22 protein-coding genes and 1 pseudogene are annotated in these 20581 nt (G+C 71.3%); 17 read left to right on the top strand and 6 right to left on the bottom strand.

The features are described 5' to 3' along the window. Positions 1-18 precede the first annotated feature (18 nt). The 11 genes from crtI to A5696_RS14760 all read left to right on the top strand — a co-directional run bounded on the left by crtI (position 19) and on the right by A5696_RS14760 (position 7787). Positions 19-1539 carry a phytoene desaturase family protein gene (gene crtI / locus A5696_RS14805; protein WP_067880076.1) on the top strand — a complete coding sequence of 507 codons (1521 nt, stop codon included), beginning with the start codon at positions 19-21 and terminating at the stop codon, positions 1537-1539. After that, entirely contained in the window at positions 1536-2468 is a 933-nt protein-coding gene (locus A5696_RS14800) for a phytoene/squalene synthase family protein (protein WP_067880073.1), read from the top strand. Before crtI ends, A5696_RS14800 begins: the two co-directional genes overlap by 4 nt. Next, positions 2465-2788 (top strand): lycopene cyclase domain-containing protein, encoded by a 324-nt coding sequence (locus A5696_RS14795; protein ID WP_067880560.1) that lies wholly within the window; start codon positions 2465-2467, stop codon positions 2786-2788. The genes A5696_RS14800 and A5696_RS14795 overlap by 4 nt, the downstream gene beginning before the upstream one ends. Continuing rightward, complete coding sequence (locus A5696_RS14790; protein ID WP_067880070.1) at positions 2785-3096, top strand: lycopene cyclase domain-containing protein; 312 nt, start codon at positions 2785-2787, stop codon at positions 3094-3096. The genes A5696_RS14795 and A5696_RS14790 overlap by 4 nt, the downstream gene beginning before the upstream one ends. Next, complete coding sequence (locus A5696_RS14785; protein ID WP_067880067.1) at positions 3083-3808, top strand: trans-aconitate 2-methyltransferase; 726 nt, start codon at positions 3083-3085, stop codon at positions 3806-3808. Before A5696_RS14790 ends, A5696_RS14785 begins: the two co-directional genes overlap by 14 nt. Then, on the top strand, positions 3805-5325 hold the full coding sequence (locus A5696_RS14780; protein ID WP_067880064.1) for an FAD-dependent oxidoreductase: 1521 nt from the start codon (positions 3805-3807) through the stop codon (positions 5323-5325). Before A5696_RS14785 ends, A5696_RS14780 begins: the two co-directional genes overlap by 4 nt. After that, positions 5322-6314: a DUF5914 domain-containing protein gene (locus tag A5696_RS14775; protein WP_067880060.1), complete on the top strand. Its 993-nt coding sequence runs from the start codon at positions 5322-5324 to the stop codon at positions 6312-6314. The genes A5696_RS14780 and A5696_RS14775 overlap by 4 nt, the downstream gene beginning before the upstream one ends. Then, positions 6307-6759 carry a DUF2784 domain-containing protein gene (locus tag A5696_RS14770; RefSeq protein ID WP_067880057.1) on the top strand — a complete coding sequence of 151 codons (453 nt, stop codon included), beginning with the start codon at positions 6307-6309 and terminating at the stop codon, positions 6757-6759. Before A5696_RS14775 ends, A5696_RS14770 begins: the two co-directional genes overlap by 8 nt. A gap of 15 nt (positions 6760-6774) precedes the next feature. After that, on the top strand, positions 6775-6993 hold the full coding sequence (locus tag A5696_RS14765; protein WP_067880053.1) for a DUF2945 domain-containing protein: 219 nt from the start codon (positions 6775-6777) through the stop codon (positions 6991-6993). Then, positions 6993-7112 (top strand): DUF3140 domain-containing protein, encoded by a 120-nt coding sequence (locus A5696_RS28400; protein WP_231964335.1) that lies wholly within the window; start codon positions 6993-6995, stop codon positions 7110-7112. Before A5696_RS14765 ends, A5696_RS28400 begins: the two co-directional genes overlap by 1 nt. Positions 7113-7223: 111 nt before the next feature. Next, entirely contained in the window at positions 7224-7787 is a 564-nt protein-coding gene (locus A5696_RS14760) for a MarR family winged helix-turn-helix transcriptional regulator (RefSeq protein ID WP_067880050.1), read from the top strand. Here A5696_RS14760 and A5696_RS14755 read toward each other — a convergent pair. Genes A5696_RS14755 through A5696_RS14740 form a run of 4 tightly spaced genes read right to left on the bottom strand, consistent with a single transcriptional unit; the run spans position 7731 to position 11212 of the window. Further along, positions 7731-9014 carry a glycosyltransferase gene (locus A5696_RS14755; RefSeq protein WP_067880046.1) on the bottom strand — a complete coding sequence of 428 codons (1284 nt, stop codon included), beginning with the start codon at positions 9012-9014 and terminating at the stop codon, positions 7731-7733. The genes A5696_RS14760 and A5696_RS14755 overlap by 57 nt on opposite strands. Positions 9015-9024: 10 nt before the next feature. Next, the gene (fni, locus tag A5696_RS14750) at positions 9025-10068 is read right to left on the bottom strand and encodes a type 2 isopentenyl-diphosphate Delta-isomerase (protein WP_067880043.1); all 1044 of its coding nucleotides are present in this window, start codon (positions 10066-10068) and stop codon (positions 9025-9027) included. Continuing rightward, a complete protein-coding gene (locus A5696_RS14745) occupies positions 10065-10568 on the bottom strand; it encodes a TspO/MBR family protein (protein ID WP_067880040.1) in 504 nt (167 codons plus the stop codon). Before A5696_RS14745 ends, fni begins: the two co-directional genes overlap by 4 nt. 2 nt (positions 10569-10570) lie before the next feature. Further along, positions 10571-11212, bottom strand: a complete 642-nt coding sequence (locus A5696_RS14740; protein WP_067880037.1) for a heme-binding protein — start codon at positions 11210-11212, stop codon at positions 10571-10573. Positions 11213-11462: 250 nt separating this feature from the next. Here A5696_RS14740 and A5696_RS14735 point away from each other — a divergent pair, with 250 nt between their 5' ends. Continuing rightward, the gene (locus A5696_RS14735) at positions 11463-13760 is read left to right on the top strand and encodes an MMPL family transporter (protein WP_082956326.1); all 2298 of its coding nucleotides are present in this window, start codon (positions 11463-11465) and stop codon (positions 13758-13760) included. Here A5696_RS14735 and A5696_RS14730 read toward each other — a convergent pair. Next, positions 13708-14208, bottom strand: a complete 501-nt coding sequence (locus A5696_RS14730) for a MarR family winged helix-turn-helix transcriptional regulator (RefSeq protein ID WP_156738416.1) — start codon at positions 14206-14208, stop codon at positions 13708-13710. The two genes, A5696_RS14735 and A5696_RS14730, sit on opposite strands and share 53 nt — an antisense overlap. A 49-nt stretch (positions 14209-14257) precedes the next feature. Here A5696_RS14730 and A5696_RS14725 point away from each other — a divergent pair, with 49 nt between their 5' ends. The 4 genes from A5696_RS14725 (at position 14258) to A5696_RS14710 (ending at position 18779) form a co-directional block, all read left to right on the top strand. Further along, on the top strand, positions 14258-16333 hold the full coding sequence (locus tag A5696_RS14725; RefSeq protein WP_067880034.1) for an MMPL family transporter: 2076 nt from the start codon (positions 14258-14260) through the stop codon (positions 16331-16333). Further along, positions 16330-16809: a TspO/MBR family protein gene (locus A5696_RS14720; RefSeq protein WP_067880031.1), complete on the top strand. Its 480-nt coding sequence runs from the start codon at positions 16330-16332 to the stop codon at positions 16807-16809. The genes A5696_RS14725 and A5696_RS14720 overlap by 4 nt, the downstream gene beginning before the upstream one ends. A gap of 16 nt (positions 16810-16825) precedes the next feature. Then, positions 16826-18157: a deoxyribodipyrimidine photo-lyase gene (locus A5696_RS14715; RefSeq protein ID WP_067880027.1), complete on the top strand. Its 1332-nt coding sequence runs from the start codon at positions 16826-16828 to the stop codon at positions 18155-18157. Between the two features lie 79 nt (positions 18158-18236). Next, positions 18237-18779 carry a DUF4333 domain-containing protein gene (locus tag A5696_RS14710; protein WP_067880023.1) on the top strand — a complete coding sequence of 181 codons (543 nt, stop codon included), beginning with the start codon at positions 18237-18239 and terminating at the stop codon, positions 18777-18779. Positions 18780-18781: 2 nt separating this feature from the next. Here A5696_RS14710 and A5696_RS14705 read toward each other — a convergent pair whose 3' ends face one another. Continuing rightward, a complete protein-coding gene (locus tag A5696_RS14705) occupies positions 18782-19519 on the bottom strand; it encodes an acyltransferase (protein ID WP_067880020.1) in 738 nt (245 codons plus the stop codon). A gap of 153 nt (positions 19520-19672) precedes the next feature. On the opposite strand from A5696_RS14705, the pseudogene A5696_RS14700 reads away from it, so the two are divergent. Beyond that, positions 19673-20417, top strand: a pseudogene (locus A5696_RS14700) (pyrrolo-quinoline quinone); the annotation flags it as partial. Positions 20418-20581: the final 164 nt, after the last annotated feature.

The raw sequence follows: 20581 nt of genomic DNA, 5'->3' as shown, positions 1-20581 counted from the left end.
CGCCGGGGCGTCGCGCTGATGCGCGCGGTGCGGGGCCGAACCGACCGCGTCGTCGTGGTCGGCGCGGGGTTTTCGGGGCTCTCCGCCGCGCTGCAGTTGGCCGGCCGCGGCCGCGAGGTGACGGTGGTCGAGCGGGAACCCTGGCCGGGAGGACGGGCGGGCCGGCGCGACATCGACGGCTATCGCATCGACACCGGTCCCACGGTGCTCACGATGCCGGACATCATCGACGAGGCGTTCGCCGCCGTGGGCGAAACCTTCACCGACAGGCTCGAATTGCTGCCGCTGGATCCCGCCTACCGGGCCATGTTCGCCGACGGCAGCTCCATCGACGTGCACACCGATGCCGACCGGATGGCGGCCGCGGTGCGCGACCTCGCGGGCCCGCACGAGGCCGACGGCTACCGGCGGTTGCGCGAGTGGCTCGACCGGTTGTACCGGACCGAATTCGACGGCTTCATCGCCTCGAACTTCGACTCGCCGCTCGGCCTGCTGAACGGTCAGCTGGCCAGGCTCACCGCCCTCGGCGGATTCCGCCGCTGGGACACGATGGTCAAGCGCCACATCCGCGACCCGCGGCTGCGCCGGGTGTTCACGTTCCAGTCGCTGTACGCCGGCGTCGCGCCGCAACACGCCCTGGCGGTCTACGCGGTGATCGCCTACATGGACACCGTCGCCGGCGTGTTCTTTCCTCGCGGCGGCGTGCGCGCCCTGCCCGATGCGCTGGCGGCGGCCGCCGCCGACGCCGGGGTGCAATTCTGCTACGGCTCCACGGTCACCGGGCTGGAGCGCTCCGGCGAGCGGATCACCGCGGTCCACACCGACGGGGACCGGCGGCTGCCCTGCGACGCGGTGGTGCTGACGACCGAGCTGGCGCAGACCTACCGCCTGCTGGGGCGGAGCCCACGACGGATCCTCCCGCTGCGCGCGGCGCCGTCGGCGGTGGTGCTGCACGTGGGCTGCCGCGCCGCGCCGCCGGAAAGCGCCCACCACACCATCCTTTTCGGCTCGGCGTGGGAGCGGACGTTCACCGACATCATCCGCGACGGCCGGCTGATGACGGACCCGTCGTTGCTGGTCACCCGGCCCACGGCCAGCGACCCGAGCCTGGCCCCGGCCGGTCGCGACCTGCTCTACGTGCTGGCGCCCGCGCCCAACCTGTCCCGCGGCCACGTCGACTGGTCGCGCACCGGCGGCGCGTACGCCGACGACCTCCTCGGGGTGGTGCAGGACAGGCTGCTGCCCGGCATGCGCGAGGACGCCCGGCTGTTGCATGTCGACACCCCGGCCGACTGGGCCCGCCAGGACATGACGGCCGGCACGCCGTTCGCGCTGGCCCACACGTTCGCTCAGACCGGCCCGTTCCGGCCGGCCAACACCGTGCGCGGCATCGACAACGCGGTGCTGGCCGGGTCGTCGACGCTGCCGGGCGTCGGGGTGCCGACCACGCTGATCTCCGGGCGACTGGCCGCCGACCGCATCACCGGGGCGGCCGGCAAGACGACCAGAACCGTGGACCTGAAGGCCGGATCGCGGTGATTCGCACCGAGCTCGACGCCGCCGGGATCGCGGATGCGAGCCTGCGCGCGGCGTATCGGAGCTGCCGGCGGATCGCCGCGCAGCATGGCCGAACCTATTTCCTCGCCACCCGCCTGCTCGCCCCGGACCAGCGCCCGGCGGTGCACGCGTTGTACGGCTTCGCCCGCCACGCCGACGACATCCTCGACGACCTCGACCCGGCGCTGGACGTCGGCGCGCGCGCCGAGGCGCTGCAGCGGCTGTCGGACCGCTTCTTCGCCGGCGGCGAGCACCACGACGAGCCCGTCCTGGCCGCGGTCGGCGACACCGTGCGCCGCTACGGCATCCCCGTGGATCTGTTCGGGGACTTTCTGGATTCGATGCGCATGGACCTCACCGTCACCGATTACCCGGACCGGGCGGCGCTGGGCCGCTACATGCGCGGCTCCGCGGAAGTCATTGGCCTGCAGATGCTTCCGATCCTGGGCACCGTGTGCCCCAGCGAGGAGGCCGAACCGTACGCGGCGGCGCTGGGCCGCGCCTTCCAGCTGACCAACTTCCTGCGGGACGTCGACGAGGACCTGACCCGCAACAGGATCTACCTGCCGGCCGACGAACTCGCGGCCTTCGGCGTGGACCGCGAGTTGCTGCTGTGGTGTCACGCCCACCGGCGCACCGATGCCCGCGTGCGGGCCGCCCTGTCGGCCCAGCACGACATCACCAGGGAGATTTACCGATTCGCCGCCGGCGGGATCGCGATGCTCGCCCCGCGTTCCCGGCCGTGCGTGGCCACCGCGTTGACGCTGTACTCCGAAATCCTGGATTGCATTGAGGCCGGCGACTTCTCGGTGTTCACCCACCGCGCCACCGTGGGCAATGCGCGGCGGCTCCGCGTCGCCGGCGGCGCGCTGCTGCAGTCGTGGCGGGCCCGGATGAGGGGCGCGGCGTGAGCGACCGGTGGCAGTACCTCGTCGTGCTGGGCCTGTGCCTGGCGATCACGGCGCCGCTGGAGCTGTTCGGCGCCGGCGTCTACCGGCAGCCGCGCCGGCTCGCGCGCTCCGTGGTCGGCGTCGCGGCGGTGTTTCTCGTCTGGGACGCGGTGGCGATCGGCGCCGGGGTGTGGACGTACAACGCCAAGTACATCAGCGGCGTCCACATCCCCTTCGGGATACCCATCGAGGAAGTGCTGTTCTTCCTGGTGATCCCGGTGTGCGGCCTGCTGACCTACAACGCCGTGAGCACCATCCTCGATCGGGCCAGGCGCCGATGACCGGGCTCGGCTACACGGTGCCGGCCGTCGCGGCCGTCCTGGTCGTCCTCGGGCTGGAGTTCGCGCTGCTGCGCACCGGGCTGTTCCGGCGGCTCGCCTATTGGGTGTCGATGGTGATCGTGCTCGGCTTCCAGGTGCCGGTCGATGGCTGGCTGACGAAACGCAGCGCCCCGATCGTGATCTACGACGACCGGCAGACCAGCGGCGTGCGGTTCCCGTTCGACATCCCCGTCGAGGACTTTCTGTTCGGCTTCGCGCTGGTCACCGCCGTGCTGCTGCTGTGGGAGCGACAACGTGCGCGTCGCTAAGACGGGTCTGCCCCGCGCGGACGTGCCCGCCGCGTTCGACGTCGGCGCCGCGGCGTACGACCGGCTGGTGGGCGCCAACCCGTACTACCACGCGAACCTGGCGCGCTCGGCGCAGCGGATGCGGCTGCCCGGACGCGGCCGCGGCCTGCGCCTGCTCGACGCGGGCTGCGGCACCGGCGCGTCGACGGCCGCGCTGCTGGCGGCGGCTCCCGAGGCGCAGATCGTCGCCGTCGACGCCGCCGACGGAATGCTCGACGCGGCAAGGGCGAAGGCGTGGCCACCGTCGGTCCGGTTCGTGCACGCCCGCGTCGAGGAGCTCGACGAGTGCGGCGTCACCGGGCCGTTCGACGGCATCCTGGCCGCCTACCTGGTGCGCAACCTCGCGGACCCGGACCGCCAGCTCCGCGCGTTTCGCGCGCTGCTGCGCCCCGGCGGCACGCTGGCGCTGCACGAATACTCGGTGCGCGACTCCCGCGCCGCGACGATCACCTGGCATGCGGTGTGCTGGGGCATCATCATCCCAACCGGCTGGTGGCGCACGCGTGATGCCACGCTGTATCGGCATCTATGGCGCAGCGTGCTGGCGTTCGACGGGGCGGCGCGGTTGCGGCGGCGGCTGAGCGACGCCGGATTCATCGACGTGCGAAGCGCTACCATGCCTGGTTGGGAACACAACGTCGTGCACACCTTCCTCGGGGAGGCGCCCCAATGACCGACCGCCGCCGCCACATTCACCCGGCCGCGCCGGGGCTGCCCCACGCGGGCGCGCTGTCGTCGCGTCCGCGCGTCGCGGTGGTCGGGGCCGGGATCGCCGGCCTGACGGCCGCCACCGCGCTCGCCGAACGCGGCGTCGCCGTGGACCTGGTGGAACGCGAGGGGTACCTCGGCGGCCGGGTGGGCGGCTGGACCGAACGCGTCGACGGCGCCGAATTGCCCATGAACCGGGGCTTCCACGCCTTCTTCCGCCAGTACTACAACCTGCGGGCCCTGCTGCGCCGGGTCGATCCGCGGCTCGGGATGCTCGCCCCCGTCGAGGATTACCCCCTGATCGACGGTGCCGGTCGCCGCGACACCTTCCGCGGATTGCCCCGCACGCCACCGTGGAACGCGTTGGCGTTCGCGCTGCGCAGCCCCACGTTCTCGCTGCGCGACCTGGCGCGCATCAACGCCCGGGCCGCCGCGCCGCTGGCGGCGGTGTCGGTGCCCGACATCTACCGGCGGCTCGACCACATCGACGCCGAAACCTTCTTGAAGAGCATCAACTTCCCGGAGTCCGCGCGCCACCTCGCGTTCGAGGTGTTCTCCCGCAGCTTCTTCGCCGAGCCGGCGCAATTGTCCGCCGCCGAACTGGCGACCATGTTCCACATCTACTTCCTGGGCTCCAGCGAGGGCCTGATCTTCGACGTCGCCACCTCGAATTTCGATGTGGGGCTGTGGAATCCGCTCGGCGACTACCTGCGGGACCGGGGTGTTCGGGTGCACCTCGGCGCAAGCGCGGCCCGGATCTCCCCCGGCGGCGCGAAAACCCTTCGCGTCCAAACGGATTCGGGGGGGCACTTCGACGCCGACGCCGTCGTCCTGGCGCTCGACGTGGGCGGCCTGCAGCGGGTGGTGGGCGCGTCGCCCGGGCTGGGCGACGATCCGTGGCGCGACCGGATCCGGCGGCTCCGCACCGCGCCTCCGTTCGTGGTGCAGCGGCTCTGGCTCGACCGACCGGTCGACCGCGACCGCCCGGCGTTCCTCGGCACCGCCGGCCATGAGCCCGTCGACAACATCAGCGTGCTGGAGCGCTACGAACGCGAGGCCGCCGCGTGGGCGCGTCAGCACCGCGGATCGGTCGTCGAATTGCACTCGTACGCGGCCGGCGCCGAACCGACCGGCGCGGCGGCGATCGGGCGCCTGCACGAGCTGTACCCCGAAACCGCCACGGCGCGTGTGCGTTACGAACGCGAGCTGCGCCGCAGCGACTGCCCGCTGTTCGCGCCCGGAACGTACGGGCAGCGCCCGACCGTGGCCACGCCGCAGCCCGGGCTGGTGCTGGCCGGTGACGGGATTCGCATCGACCTGCCGGTGGCCCTGATGGAACGGGCGGCCAGCACGGGGTGGTCGGCCGCCAACCGGCTGCTGGCGTCGTGGGGCCTCGCCGGTCACCAACTGTGCACGGTGCCCGTCCGCGGGCGGTCGGGCCTGCTGCGGTCGCTGGCCGAGCGCCAGGGGCGGCGGCGATGAGCGTCGGCGACCGCCTGCGCCGGCGGTACAAGGACTGGCCCGTCGGCGTGATACCGCGTGTGGCATGGGCACAGCAGCGCCCGACCTACCGCGACGCGCAGCCGGCGATCATCAACGCCGCGTTGGAGCGCTCCCAGCGCCGGCCCACCGGGAACTGGTTCGTGTTCACGGCCAGCCGCGACGTGGGCATCGGCCGCCCCTTCGGCGCGCGCGTCGCCGGCGTCGAGCTGGTGGCCTGGCGGGACAAGCACGGCCGGCTGCGGGTTGGCCCCGCGAGCTGCCCGCACCTGGGCGCCGACCTCGCGACGGGCCTGGTGCGCGGGGGCGTCCTGTACTGCCGCTGGCACGGGCTGGCCCTCGACGGCGAAACGTGCGACTTGCGTTGGAAGCCGTTTCCCAGCCACGACGACGGCGTGCTGGCATGGGTTCGGCTCGACTCCGTGGGCGGCGAGGCCCCGATGGATCAGCCGGTGGTGACGCCGCGGCCCACGCATGACACGTTGACGGCGGTCACCCGCGTGGTCGGGCACTGCGAGCCGTCCGACGTCGTCGCCAACCGGCTCGACCCCTGGCACGGCGCGTGGTTTCACCCCTACTCGTTCACCCGGCTGGAGGTGCTCACCACCCCCACGGAGGAAGACGACCGCTTCCTGGTCTCGGTCACGTTCCGGATGGGCCGCTTCGGTGTGCCGGTCATCGCCGAGTTCACCACGCCGGAGGCGCGCACGGTCGTCATGCGCATCATCGAGGGCGAGGGCACGGGTAGCGTCGTCGAAACCCACGCAACGCCACTGGGTTCGGGGCCCGACGGCCGCCCCCGCGTCGCCGTGATCGAAGCCACCGTCGCAACCTCGCAACGCCCCGGCTTCCGAACCGCGCGCCGCGCGGGCCCGCTGATCACACCGCTGATGCGCTACGCCGCCACGCGGCTGTGGCGTGACGATCTGGCCTATGCCGAACGCCGCTACCAACGACGCACGGGTGGCTAGCTCCGGCCCCGCGCGAAACCGGGCGCGTCGCGCCTGCTTTCGGTACCTCGTCATCGTCACGGCGGTCGCGCACTTCGGCTACCTCGTCTACGTGCCCAGCGGCGGGTTCCTCGCGCTGCGCAGGCCGGGCACCCGCTGGGCGCACCTGGCGAGCGTCGGCTGGGGCGTGGCGATCGTCGCGCTGCGGTGGCCGTGCCCGCTGACGTCGCTGGAGAATTGGGCGCGCACCCGCGCCGGGATGAACCCGCTGCCGGCGAGCGGGTTCATCGACCACTACGTCGCCGGCGTCTGCTATCCGCCGGACCGCACCGGTACCGCGCGGGCCGTGGCTTTCGGGGCGGCCGCCGCGTCGTGGATCGCGCTGGGCGCGAAACATCGCGGCGCCCGGCGTGTTCAGCGACCCGGACGCGGGTACCCGACACTGGCCGATTTGAGGCCCACTTGAGGAAAGCGAAGACACTTGACCGACAAGAGGTTCCGCAAGGGCGACAAGGTCGAATGGCAAAGCCACGGCAGCACCGTCGTCGGAACCGTCCAACGCGAGATCACCTCGGACACCGAGGCCGCCGGGCGCACGGTGCGGGCGTCGAAGGATGAGCCGCAGTATCAGGTGCGCAGCGACAAGACCGGCGCGGACGCCGTCCACAAGCCGAGCGCGCTGCGGCACCACCAAGACTGATGGCCGAAGACGAGGGCGATGCCAAGCGACACCTCGCCCAGCGGCCGCACGGCGATGTCGGCGACGCCTCGTGGCGATACTCGCTGATGAACTGGGGGCACGATCCGGCGCGGACCTGACGCCGATCGCCGGACGGTTGCGGTAGGTTCGGCGCTGACGCGCGGCGGGTAGCCGTAGATCCGGGATTGCCGCGCGGTTACGCTGGTGTCTCTGATGAAGGATGCGGGTAGGTGACCAAGCGCCGGGCACAAGACGCGCCGCCGGACCGGACTGAGCTGGAAAAGCAGCTGTCGGCCGACATGCGCGCGATCACCGCGCAGTCCGACCGCATCGGCCGCCACTTCGCGCGGGAGAACGACGTGGGCAGCAGCGATTTCCACGCGCTGCTGCACATCATGGTCAGCGAGACCGCGGGAAAGCCGTTGACCCTGGCCCAGCTCAAGCAGCGCATGGACGTCTCGCCCGCGGCGATCACCTATCTCGTGGACCGCATGATCGAAGCGGGCCATATCCGTCGCGAGCCCGACCCCGAGGACCGGCGAAAATGGCTGCTGCGCTATGAGGAAAGCGGCATGACGTTGGCGCACGCCTTCTTCAGGCCCCTCGGGATCCACCTCAGCAAGGCCCTGGCGGAGTTCAGCGACAAGGACCTCCTCGCCGCACACCGCGTCTTCACCGCGATGATCACGGCGATGTCGACGTTCGAGGATGAGCTCGCCGACCAGCCCCCGAAACCGTCAAACCACCTCGGGCGAGGCGCCGCGGGCGCCCGGCGCCGGGAAGCCGCGCGGTAACACCCGTCCCGGCAGCAGCTGCTCGACCAGGTCCGCACCGCGCGCCACGCCGCCGGTCGCGGCGAACCCGGCGGCCACCCGCCGCGCGCCTTCGGTCATCGTCATCGCCTCGCGCACGGCCGCGCGCAGCCGCGCCGCGGTCAGCCTTCGCGCCGGCAACCGGGTGCCGCAGCGCGCCACCTGTACCCGGCGCGCGACTTCGGCCTGATCGCGGGCGAAGGGCACCGCGCAGACCGGGACGCCGCGGTCCAGCGCCTTCACGGTGGTGCCCATCCCGCCGTGGGTGACGGCACAGACCGCGCGGTCCAGCACGGCGCCGTGCTGCACGAACCGGCACACCGTGGCGTTCGGCATGCGCGGCAGCCCCGCGGGGACACCCGCCGGGAACGTCACCACGACGTGGACCCGTTCGTCGGCCAACGCCTGCAGGGCGATACGGCCCAGCGCCGCATCGGCCTGCGCGATGGAGGAGGTGCTGACCAGGACGACCGGCCGGTCGACGGCGGCCAGCCAGTGCGGGGCCTGCGCGGGTGACGGCTCGAACACGCACGCGCCGACGAAATGCACGCGGTCCCAATCCGGGTGCGGGTACTCGAACGGCTCGCCGCCGACCGCCAACAGCAGCGGGGCGCGGCGCATCAGCCCGTCCACCGACTTGACCGCCGGCACACCGAGTGTCGCGCGGACGGCGTTGACCCGCGGCACTATCCGCCGATCGAACAGGCCGCTCACGAACGGTCGCATCGACGCGTCGCGGATGGTCCCGGCGAGGCCGGGCAGCGGGCGCAGCCCGGGACCGAACGGCGGCGCGACGCTCGACCGCAGGTAGGGCGTGAACGGCGAAAACACCAGCCAGGGAACGCCACTGGCCTCGGCCATCGACATGGCTCCCCAGCAGTTGGCGTCGACGATGACGGCGTCGGGCCTGACCACTCTCAGCGCCCGCCGGAGGTCCTCGACCTCGATGACGGCGCGCCGGCACAGGACGTCGAGCGTCGTCTTGAGGACCCCTAAGGCGTTGCGCGCGAGCCAATCCCGGCCGGTGATGGCTTCGATCCGCGGATCGACGGCCTCGGCGTTCATGCCGATGGCGCGCATGGCCGGAACCTCGCTCGCCATGGTGCGCAGGTGAATCCGGTGGCCGCGTCGGCCCAATTCACCCAGCAGCGCGCCCAGTGGGTACAGGTGCCCCAGCGCGGGCGACCCATAAGCCAGGATCACGGCCACGTGCCCACACCTAGATCGGCGTCACGCCAACGTCGCGCAGGCCGCCCAAATCGCCGGCGCCGCAACCATGCAGGCAGATGCGCAGTTCATCGATGAAGCGCTGCAGCCAGGCCGTCGCCGCGTCCGCGGACTCGATCGCGGGGTGCAACAGCGGCCGGGCGACGGCCACCATGTCGGCGCCCAGGGCCAGCGCCTTGGCCGCGTCCATGCCGGTCCGGATTCCGCCGGACGCCACCAGCGGGATGTCCGGCAGCGCGCCCCGCACCTCCCGTATCGCCTGTGCGGTCGGGATGCCCCAGTCGGCCAGGTCGGGGTAGCGCAGTTCGCCGTAGCGGACCAGTTGCTCGACGCGTGACCACGACGTGCCGCCGGCGCCGGCCACATCGATCGCCGCCACCGGCGGCTCGGCTGAAAACCGCATCAGATCCGCGACCGCGGCGGCGCCGATGCCGTGGCCGACCTCCTTCAGCAGCACCGGGTACCCGAGCAGGCCGGTCAGGTCGTGCAGCCGGTCCAGCGAGCCCGTGAAATCGGTATCACCATGGTGCTGCATCGCCTCCTGCAGCGGATTGGTATGCACCGCAAGCGCATTCGCTTCGACCCGGTCGAGCGCCCGCACGATGTCGGGAACGACGTCCTTGGTCAGCTGGGCCAGCCCGATGTTGCCGATCAACAGCACGTCGGGTGCCACGTCGCGCACGGCGAAGCTGGCGGCGGCCCGCTCGCCGGACACGCTGTCGAGCATGACGCGCTGTGACCCCAGCATCATTCCGATGCCGAGCCGTTGCGCGGCCGAGGCCAGGTTCCGGTTGATGGTGCCCGACAGCCGCGCACCGCCGGTCATGGCGCCCACCAGGATCGGCGCCCGCAGCCGAGCACCGAGAAAGGCGGTGGCCAGGTCGATGTCGTCCAGGCTGGTCTGCGTCAAGGCGTTGTAGGGCAGGCGATAGCGTTCCAGGCCCGTCGTCACGCCCCGATAACCCACATCGCCGTCGAGGCACACGTCGATGTGGCGGCGCTTGCGGGCGGTCAGCTCGCCCCGGTCGGCCGTCATGGCAGGTCGATTCTACGGCGCCGGTTCAACAACCAGATGTGGGCGGACAGCACGAAGGCGAACGCGCACCAAACGGGGTAGAGCACCAGCGGCGCTGCACGCCGTCCCCGCACGGCGATGGCGCGCCGGGCCAGGTCGGCGCTGCTGGCCGCCAGCACCGCGTTGACGACGGCCGCGGCCGCCAACCGGCGGCGATCGAAAAACACCCACGACCACGCCGCGTTCAGCACCAGATTGGCGGCGAGCCAGGTCGAGTAGGCGCGGGCGGCCGGCCGGTTCCCCGAGTCGCGCAGCGCGTCGACGGTCGCGGCGGACACGAGGGCGATGTCGGCGTACAGGACGGGCCACACGGTGGGGAACACCGCCCGCGGCGGCTGGTAGGGCGGCTTGCGCAACTGCCGGTACCACACGGACTGCACCGCCGGCCGGGTGGCCAGCCCACCCGCCGTGGCCGTCGCCACCACCGCCGCCGCGCCGGCGATCAACGTGGATCCCCGCATGGTCAGGCCGGCTCGACCGGCACGGCAATCTCGTTGCGGCGCAGCGCCGGGATCGTCCAGGGCGGATCGTAGAACCAGGCCGCGGGCGCGTCGACGGCCTTGAAACCGTTGGCGCGCAGGGTGTTCATCAATTCGGCGGTCTGCGCCGCGACGGCGCGCCGACCCCAGCCGCCGGTGAACCGGCGCACGGCAATCGTTTCCGCCGGCACGGTGACCAGCCGCACCTCGGCGTCGTCGGGCTCGGGCAGCGACTCGAGCGTCTTGTCGGCGGGCATGAAGAACCGGATGACCCATTCGCCTTCGCCGGCGGCCTCCTGGGCCACCGGAGCGGTCATCGCGATCTTCTCGCCCCGCTTGCCTGCGGGGCGTTGCGCCACCGGCGCCGTCATCGCGATCTTCTGATCCGCGTGGTTGGCGCCGAAGATGTAGCGCGCGAGCCGGCGGAAGCCCGCGTTGCGGGCCGCCTCTTCGCCGGCGGTGACCGTGGTTTCCGCGGCGATCCGGGCACCGTAGCGGCGGATCTCGACGTCCTCGGCCAGCTTCTCGGCGCTGTACTCCGGCTCCGCGGTCCCGTGCCGGTAGCCGACCACGGAGCCCGCGGCATCGATGACCGGGTCCATCACAGCCTTGATCAGCCCGAGCACAGCCACCTCGTTCCTGGTCGTTCCGTCGTCAGGTGATACCCGGATGCCCACCCGGCAAATCCACGGTCCACCGCGAGCGAGCCTAACGCAAGTTCCGGATTTAGTTAAGTACTTGAATGGTTAAAAATCTTAACGTACTGTCGGAGCTGCACGTCGGCGACGGCCGACGGCGCTGGAGCTTTCGGCGCGACGATTGTGAGTCCGGCGGGCGACCGGCCGACGACACGGGGGTCACTCCAGAGGGCGGCACATGATAAAGCGATCGGCCCGGCTCGCGGTTGCGACACCGCGACGGGTCCTGGGCGTGGCCCTGCTGTTCGCGATCGCCGCCGCCGTCTTCGGCATACCGGCCGCGAAAAGCCTGTCCGCCGGCGGATTCGTGGATCCGGCATCGGAATCGGCCCGCGCCAACGCGATCCTCTCCGAGAAGTTCGATCAGGGCGGCATGGGACTGGTGCTGCTGTTGAGTTCGGCGAGCGGCGCCAAAGACGGGACCGCGCGGGCCGCCGGCACCGACATCGCCCGACGGCTTGCCGAATCCCCGTTCGTGTCGCAGGTGACATCGCCCTGGGACCCGCATCCGGCCCCGGGCCTGTTCAGCGACGACGGCAAGATCGCGATGATCCTGGCCGCGCTGAAGGGCGACGAGAACAGCGCACCCGGGCATGCCCAGCTGCTGGCGGATCGGTTCGCGCGGGACCACGACGGGATCACGGTGCAGGCGGGCGGCTCCGCGCTGGCCTACGAACAGGTCAACCGGCAGACCGAGAAGGACCTGCTGCGCATGGAGGTCATCGCGATCCCGCTGAGTTTCGTCGCGCTGGTGTGGGTGTTCGGCGGGTTGTTCGCGGCAGCGTTGCCGATGGCCGTGGGCGGACTGGCGATCCTGGGTTCACTCGCGGTGCTGCGGGCGATTGCGTTGGTCACCGACGTCTCGATCTTCGCTCTCAACGTGACGGTGGCGTTGGGGTTTGCCCTGGCCGTCGACTACACCCTGCTGATCGTCAGCCGCTACCGTGACGAGCTGGCCGCCGGGACGAGCCGCGACGCCGCCCTGGCGAAAACCGTGACCACGGCCGGGCGCACCGTGTTGTTCTCCGCGACCACCGTTGCGCTGGGACTGGCGGCGACTGCTCTGTTTCCGATGTACTTCCTCAGGTCGTTCGCCTACGCCGGGACGGCCGTGGTGGCCTTCGCCGCGGTCTCGGCGATCGTCGTGGCGCCCGCGGCCATCGCTGTGGTCGGCGACCGGCTCGACGCGCTCGACATGTGGCAGCTGGGCCGCCGGCTGCTCCGCCGACCGGCGCCGGTGCCGGGGAGCGCGGAACGCAGCTTCTGGTACCGGACCGCGAAAGCCGTTATGCGCCGGGCGATCCCGGTTGGCCTGACGCTCACGGCGCTCCTGCTGGCGCTGGGCGCGCCGTTCCTCGGCGTCAGGTGGGGCTATCCGGACGACCGGGTGCTGCCGACATCCTCGTCGGCGCGCGCCGTCAGCGACCGGATCCGCAGCGAATTCCGCACGAACTCCGAGACCCGGGTGCGGATCGTCCTTCCCCAGACGGGCGGCCTCACCGACGCGGACCTGGGCAGCTACGCCGGCCGGCTCTCCCTCGTGCCCGACGTCGCGGCCGTGTCCGCGCCCACCGGCACGTTCGTCGCCGGTGAGTACCGGGGGCCGCCGTCGGCTCCGGCCGGATTGGCCCGTGGCAGCGCCTATCTGACGGTCGACAGCACCGCCCCGCTCTACACCGACGCCTCCGCGGCCCAATTGGACCGATTGCACGCGATCGCGCCGCCGCGACAACCCGTCCTGCTCACCGGAACGGCGCAAACGAATCGCGATTGCGTCGACGGCATCACGTCGCGGCTGCCGCTCGTGTTCGGTTTCATCGCGGTGGTCACGCTGGTGCTGCTGTTCCTGCTGACAGGCAGCGTGATACTGCCGGTCAAAGCGGTGGTCCTCAACATGCTGTCGCTCACCGCCGCATTCGGCGCTCTGGTCTGGATCTTCCAGGAGGGTCACCTGGGCGCCGCGGGCACCACGTCCACCGGCACGCTGGCGGTGAACGTCCCGGTGCTGATGTTCTGCATCGCCTTCGGGCTGTCGATGGACTACGAGGTCTTCCTGCTGTCGCGGATCCGCGAACACTGGCTGGCCTCGCCCCGGACTCGCGCGGACAACGACGAAAGCATCGCACTCGGCCTCGCCCACACCGGCAGGGTCATCACCGCGGCCGCACTGATCATGTCGATCTCGTTCGCCGCGCTGATCTCGGCCGGCGTGTCCTTCATGCGCATGTTCGGCCTCGGGCTCACCATAGCCGTCCTGATCGACGCCACACTGGTGCGCACGCTGCTGGTCCCGGCCTTCATGCACGTGCTGGGAGGCCTGAACTGGTGGGCGCCCGAACCGCTGGCGCGATGGCATCTTCGAACCTTTCACGGTGAATCGCAGGGGAAGGCAAGGCATGCGGCGCGACCCCGGCACCGGCGCGCTAAGGGCTTCGAGCGCGCAGTTCGTCTTGAAAGTGACCCATCGCGGCGATGAGCGCGCCGAACACCCGATGCGCCGCGGCAAGGTCGTTCTCGGGTAAATCGTCCAGCGCCGCGCGGGTGTGCGCCCCCAGCGGGGTGAAAAACGAGCGGGCGGTGGCCATCCCGGGATCCGAGTAACGCAGGACGACCTTCCGCCGGTCCGCGGCGTCCGAGTCGCGCCGGATGTGCCCGGAGTTGATCATGCGCTCGACGAGGTAGGTGATCGCTGCCGCGGACAGGCCCATCTTCAGGCGCAGCTCCCCCGATGTCAGTGGGGCACCCGATGTTTCGGCCACCATGATATGCAGCAGAGCGCGAAAATCGCTGGGACGCAACTGATGCACCGCGGCGAAGACGCGACCCAACTGGTCGGACTCGGCGGTGAGGGCACGCGCGTCGGCCGCGATCAGCGCTTCGAGCCGCGCGCGTTCGGTGGCGTATTCCATCAGAATCGCAAGCATACCGCGCAAACGCGCGATTGTTAACTTGATTAATGTTTAAGCGACTGAAATGCTTGCGGGTGTGATGTGGGACGGGCTGGCCGCCGCGGTGACGAACCGGCGTTCGTGGCTGCCCGGACTGGCGGCGGTCCTACTGGGTATCGGCCTCGTGGTGCTCATCGGGGGAAACGCGGCGGCGGGGCAGGCGCCCCTGTCGGTGCCGTCCGACTCCGACTCGGCCAGGGTCGACACCCTGGCGCGCCAGTTCCCCGGCGGCGACCGGGTGCCGCTGATCGCCGTCGTCAGCCGCGCCGACGGCGGGGTGCTGGCGCCGGCGGACGTCGCCGCGGCGCGCGCGGCCCGCGACCGGATGCTGGCGCTCACCCGCGACACCGCGGCGGCACCGGTCACGGTCTCCGCCGACGGCAAAGCGGCCATCGGCGTGGTCACCGTGGACGCCGGGCTGTCGGGGCTGCCCCTGAACCACGCCGTCGCCGCCCTGCGCACAGCCGCCGGCGCCGACCTGCCCACGGCGCTGCGCTCCCACGTCACCGGGGGCCCGGCGTTCGGCGCCGACATCGCCAACGCGTTCACCGACGCCAACGTCACCCTGCTGGCGGTGACGGCGTCGGTGGTGGCGCTGCTGCTGATCGCGACCTACCGCTCGCCGGTGCTGTGGCTGGTGCCGCTGCTCGTGCTGGGGTTCGCCGACCGGGTGGCCGCCGCGGTGGGCACCGGCGTGGCGGCGCTGACCGGCCTGAGCTTCGACGGCGCCACCTCCGGTATCACCAGCGTGCTGGTGTTCGGGGCGGGGACCAATTACGCGCTTCTCCTGATTTCGCGTTACCGGCAAGAACTTTCGCGGCTCCCCGCGCACCGTGACGCGCTGCGCCGGGCGGTGCGCGCGGCCGGGCCGGCCATCGTCGCCAGCAACGCCACCGTGGTGCTGGCGTTGCTCACCCTGCTTTTGGCCGTCACCCCGAGCACCCGCAGCCTGGGCGCCCTGGCGGCGTGCGGACTGGTGGTCGCCGCGGTTTCGGTGCTGGTGGTGCTGCCGCCGGTGCTCGCGTTGTGCGGGCGGCGCCTGTTCTGGCCCTTCATCCCCCGCGCGGACGACGGCGCCGCAACGGATTCCGGGCCCTGGCACCGAATCGCGACCTGGGTGGACCGGCGACCTGCCGTGGTGGCAGCGGTCGCGATCGCGCTGCTGGCGGCCCTCGCCACCGGCCTGCTGGGAACGCGAATCGGCCTGTCGCAGACCGAGCAGTTCCGGGTCCGGGCGGACTCGGTGGCGGGTTATGAGGTTGTGGCCGCGCACTTTCCGGGCGGCATGGCCGGCCCCACGCTGGTCGTCGGGCCGTCTGCGCGGGCGGCGGAACTGCAGCGGGCCATCGTCGCCACCCCGGGTGTGATCTCGGCGTCCGAAACGGGCCGGTCGAGCACGGGCCTGACGAAGTGGTCCGTCGTGATCGACGCCCCGCCGTCATCGGGTCGGGCGTTGGGAACGATTGCGGCACTGCGGGATTCGACCACGTCCGTCGATTCCGGTGCGCTGGTGGGCGGCGCCGACGCGCAGGCGCTCGACGTCCGCGACGCGGCCGCGCACGATCGGTCGGTGGTGATCCCGGCGATCCTGGCGGTGATCCTGGCCGTCCTGTATCTGCTGCTGCGCTCGGCCCTGGCGCCGCCAACCCTGCTCGCCGCAACGATTCTCGGGGCGCTTGCCGCGCTGGGCCTCGGCGGCTGGGCCAGCATCCACGCCTTCGGATTCCCCGCGCTGGACAGCACCACACCGCTGTTCGCGTTCCTGTTCCTGGCGGCCCTCGGCGTGGACTACACCATCTTCCTGGTCACCCGCGCGCGCGAGGAGGCCGCGCGACACGGCGCGCGGGACGGCATGGTGCGCGCGGTGTCGGCGACCGGCGGCGTGATCACCAGCGCGGGCATCGTTTTGGCGGCCGTGTTCTGCGTGCTGGGCGTCCTGCCCTTGATCGTGCTGACGCAACTCGGCATCATCGTGGGACTGGGCATCCTGCTCGACACCTTCATCGTGCGCACCCTCGTCATCCCCGCGCTCTTCGCCCTGATCGGCGACCGCATCTGGTGGCCCGCCGATCCCACCCAACCGAAAGGAGGCACAGCGTGAACAAGTCGACGCTTGCCGCAACCACAGCCGCCGTCGCCATCGCCGCCGGCACCGGCAGCATCGCCAGCCCCATGCGGGTGCCCGGCTGGTACGCCCGGCTCCGCAAGCCGGCGTACCAGCCGCCCGGCGCCGCGTTCCCCCTGGTGTGGACCACGCTCTACGCCGACATCGCGGCCACCTCCGCGGCGGCCATCGACCGGTTCCGCGCCCGGGGACAGCACGACGAGGCACGCCGCTACGCCGCGGCGCTCGGCGTCAACCTGGCGCTGAACGCCGGGTGGAGCTGGCTCTTCTTCCGGTACCACAAGCTGGGCGCCTCCGCGCTGGGCGCCGCGGCGCTGACGGCGAGCAGCGCCGACCTCGCGCGCCGGGCCGCGCGGGCCGACCGGCGGGCCGGAGCGGCCCTGGCGGCCTACCCGTTGTGGTGCGCCTTCGCCACCGTGCTCGCCACCGGGGTCTGGCGGCTCAACCGCTGAGGAGGGGCACCGAATCATGCCGACGCTGTTGTGGTTTCGCCGCGACCTGCGGCTGAATGACCACCCCGCCCTGGCCGCGGCCGCGCGAGACGACGGCGACGTGCTCGCCTGCTTCGTCGTCGATCCGCGGCTGGAGGCGTCGTCGGGGTCGCGGCGGCTGCAATTCCTCGGCGACTCGCTGCGGCAACTCCGCGACGACCTGGACGGCCGGCTGCTGGTGATCCGCGGGCGGCCCGAAGAGCAGATCCCGCGCGTCGCCAGGGAAATCGGCGCGTCGGCGGTGCACATCTCGGACGATTTCGCGCCGTACGGCGCGCGCCGCGACGAAAGAGTGCGCGCGGCACTCGATTCCGTGCCGTTGGTGGCGACGGGCTCGCCGTACCTGGTGGCCCCGGGCCGGGTGACGAAGAAGGACGGCTCCCCCTACCGGGTGTTCACCCCGTTTCTGCGCGAGTGGCGCGAGGCGGGGTGGCGGGCGCCGGCCGCATCGGGCGCCGGCGCGGCGCGCTGGCTCGACCCGGCGCGGCTGCCGATCAAGCGGTGCGAGATACCCGACCCCGGCGCGGCGCTCGACGTGGTCGGCGGGGAGGCCGCCGCCCTGCGGCAGTGGAAGTCCTTCGTGGCCAACGGCTTGCATCGCTACGGCCAGGACCGCGACCGGCCCGACCTGGCGGGCACCAGCCGGATGTCGGCGTACCTGAAGTTCGGGTGCGTCCATCCACGCACCATGGTCGCCGACCTCGACCTGCGCGTCGCGGGCGCGCAAGCGTTCCTGCGGGAGTTGGCGTTTCGCGATTTCTATGCCGATGTGCTGCACCACTGGCCGTCCAGCGCGTGGCACAACTGGAACAGCCAGTTCGACGGCATCCGGACCGACGCGGGGCCCGACGCCAAGCGCCGCTTCGAGGCCTGGAAGGCCGGCCAGACCGGGTTTCCCTTCGTGGACGCCGGGATGCGGCAGCTCCGCGAGACCGGCTTCATGCACAACCGGGTGCGGATGATCGTCGCGTCGTTTCTGGTCAAAGACCTTCACCTGCCGTGGCAGTGGGGCGCCGAGTGGTTCCTGGACCAGCTGGTCGACGGGGACATTGCCAACAATCAGCACGGGTGGCAGTGGTGCGCCGGGTCGGGCACCGACGCCGCCCCGTATTTCCGGGTCTTCAACCCGGTCACGCAGGGCGAGAAGTTCGATCCGTCGGGCGACTACATCCGGCGCTGGGTTCCCGAGTTGCGCGCCGCCGACGACGCGCACCTGCGCGCTGGGGAACGACCCCGGGGATACCCGGTGCCGATCGTCGACCATGGCGCCGAGCGCGCCGAGGCCCTGCGCCGTTATCAGAGCATCTGAGCAATTTCACGCACCCGAAGCGTTTTGGCATGCAATTATCAGCCGACTCACAGTTGCCGATTCGCCCTCGGGAGGCGCCATGGCTCGGTCGATCGTCCGGACATTGTTGGTTGCGGGGAGCGCCGCGGGGCTGATGGCCGGCGTCGGCGCCTGTTCGTGTTCGGTCACGTCGAAGCATGCGGTGAGCAAGGGTGACGTCGCCGGCCAGATCACCTCGAAGATGACCGACGCGGCCGGCAACAAACCCGAGTCGGTGACCTGCCCGGACGACCTGCCCGCCAAGGTCGGGGCGCAGCTGAACTGCACGATGAAGGTCAAGAACCAGACGTTCAACGTCAACGTCACCGTCACCAGCGTCAACGGCAACGACGTCAAGTTCGACATGGTCGAGACCGTCGACAAGAACCAGGTGGCCGGCATTCTCAGCAACAAGCTGACCCAGCAGGTGGGCCGCAAGCCCGACTCGGTGTCGTGCCCGGACAACCTCAAGGGCGTCGAGGGCGCCACGCTGCGGTGCGAGCTCACCGATTCCGGCCAGAAGTACGGCATCTCGGTGACCGTCACCAGCGTCGACGCCGGCGATGTCAGCTTCGACTACAAGGTCGACGACCACGCCGAATAGGGCTACCGGGCCGCCTTTTTCCGCTCGATGTCGGCCAGCGCCGCCGCGAGTTCGGCGCGCTGCGCGGCCGAGCTCTCCCACGACAGCTGCCGGTTCTTGACCACCTTGGCCGGCGCGCCGACCGCGATCGAGTAGTCGGGGATCACGCCGCGGACCACCGCGTGCGAACCCAGCACGCAGCCGCGCCCGATCGACGTGCCGCGCAGCACCGTCACCTTGACGCCCACCCAGGTGTCCGGGCCGATACGGACCGGGGACTTGATGATGCCCTGGTCCTTGATCGGCAGGTTGATGTCGTCCATGCGGTGGTCGAAGTCGCAGACGTAGCACCAGTCGGCCATCAGCACCGAGTCGCCCAACTCGATGTCGAGGTAGGTGTTGATCACGTTGTCGCGACCCAGCACGACCTTGTCGCCGAACCGCAACGAACCCTCGTGCGCGCGGATGGTGTTCTTGTCCCCGATGTGCACCCAGCGCCCGATCTCCATCTCGGACAGTTCGGGGGTCGCGTGGATCTCCACGCCCTTGCCGAGGAACACCATCCCGCGGGTGATGATGTGCGGGTTGGCCAGCTTGAACTTCAGCAGCCGCCAGTAGCGCACGAGGTACCACGGGGTGTAGGCGCGGTTGGCCAGCACCCACCTCAGGGAGGCCAGCGTAAGGAACTTGGCCTGGCGAGGGTCCCGCAGGTTCGATCCGCGCCAGCGGCGGTGCAGCGGAGCATTCCACATGCTCGTCATGGCCGGAAAGCCTATCCCGCCGACGATGCACGCCCGAACGGCGGGCCGTGGAGGCGATCGGGTACGGCACAGCCCGCACGGGTTACCCTCACGTGTACGCGATCGCCACCCGCACAGAGGAGTTGGAAACCCGAGGTGCTTGCCCGACATCTCCTGCGTGGGCTTCGGCGTTCGGCCCGTGCGGCCCTGGCCGCCGCGCTCACGACCGGGCTCGCGGGCTGCGGCAACACCGACTCGTGGGTCGACGCCTCGCCCGCGCAGGGCTGGCCCGCGCAGTACGGCGACGCCGCCAACAGCGGCTACACCGCGACGGGCGGCGCGACCAAGCTCTCGCTGCAGTGGACGCGATCGGTCAAGGGCAGCCTGGCGGCCGGCCCGGCGCTGAGCGCGCGCAGCTATCTCGCCCTCAACGGCCAGACGCCGGCCGGGTGTTCGCTGATGGAGTGGCAGAACGACGACAACGGGCGGCAGCGCTGGTGTGTCCGGCTGGTCCAGGGCGGGGGCTTCGCCGGCCCGTTGTTCGACGGCTTCGACAACCTCTACGTCGGCCAACCGGGGGCGTTCCTGTCGTTTCCGGTGACCCAGTGGACGCGATGGCGGCAACCGGTGATCGGAATGCCCACCACCCCAAGGTTTCTCGGACACGGCCAGCTGCTGGTCGCGACGCATCTGGGGCAGGTGCTGGTTTTCGACGCACACCGCGGCGAGGTATCCGGCAGCCCGCTCGATCTGGTGGACGGCGTCGACCCCACCGATGCGACGCGCGGTCTGGCCGATTGCGCCCCCGCCCGGCAGGGCTGCCCGGTCGCGGCCGCGCCGGCCTACTCCGCGGGCAACGGGATCGTGGTGATCGGCGTCTGGCAGCCGGGCGCACCGGCGGCGGACAACACCGGGCTGGCGATGACGCCGCCGCCCACCGCGTCGCTGGTCCATTCCCGGCTCAGCAGCGGGGACTGGCCGGCGTGGTACTTCAGCCCGACCAGGCCCGCCGCCGGTGCGCCCGGCTGCCAGACGCCGATCACCACGATCCCGTTGCCCGCGGAGTAGGGCGGCGCGGCGGCG

The organism is Mycobacterium sp. E2699, from assembly GCF_001666745.1.
Lineage (GTDB): Bacteria > Actinomycetota > Actinomycetes > Mycobacteriales > Mycobacteriaceae > Mycobacterium.
This window is presented reverse-complemented; position numbering and strand designations above follow the sequence as displayed.

Coding starts and splice junctions, on each gene's coding strand:
- A5696_RS14725 (WP_067880034.1), top strand. CDS start 14,258: ATGCTTGCGGGTGTGATGTGGGACGGGCTGGCCGCCGCGGTGACGAAC.
- A5696_RS14790 (WP_067880070.1), top strand. CDS start 2,785: ATGACCGGGCTCGGCTACACGGTGCCGGCCGTCGCGGCCGTCCTGGTC.
- A5696_RS14710 (WP_067880023.1), top strand. CDS start 18,237: ATGGCTCGGTCGATCGTCCGGACATTGTTGGTTGCGGGGAGCGCCGCG.
- A5696_RS14735 (WP_082956326.1), top strand. CDS start 11,463: ATGATAAAGCGATCGGCCCGGCTCGCGGTTGCGACACCGCGACGGGTC.
- A5696_RS14730 (WP_156738416.1), bottom strand. CDS start 14,208: ATGCTTGCGATTCTGATGGAATACGCCACCGAACGCGCGCGGCTCGAA.
- A5696_RS14745 (WP_067880040.1), bottom strand. CDS start 10,568: ATGCGGGGATCCACGTTGATCGCCGGCGCGGCGGCGGTGGTGGCGACG.
- A5696_RS14775 (WP_067880060.1), top strand. CDS start 5,322: ATGAGCGTCGGCGACCGCCTGCGCCGGCGGTACAAGGACTGGCCCGTC.
- A5696_RS28400 (WP_231964335.1), top strand. CDS start 6,993: ATGGCCGAAGACGAGGGCGATGCCAAGCGACACCTCGCCCAGCGGCCG.
- A5696_RS14705 (WP_067880020.1), bottom strand. CDS start 19,519: ATGACGAGCATGTGGAATGCTCCGCTGCACCGCCGCTGGCGCGGATCG.
- A5696_RS14715 (WP_067880027.1), top strand. CDS start 16,826: ATGCCGACGCTGTTGTGGTTTCGCCGCGACCTGCGGCTGAATGACCAC.
- crtI (WP_067880076.1), top strand. CDS start 19: ATGCGCGCGGTGCGGGGCCGAACCGACCGCGTCGTCGTGGTCGGCGCG.
- A5696_RS14780 (WP_067880064.1), top strand. CDS start 3,805: ATGACCGACCGCCGCCGCCACATTCACCCGGCCGCGCCGGGGCTGCCC.
- fni (WP_067880043.1), bottom strand. CDS start 10,068: ATGACGGCCGACCGGGGCGAGCTGACCGCCCGCAAGCGCCGCCACATC.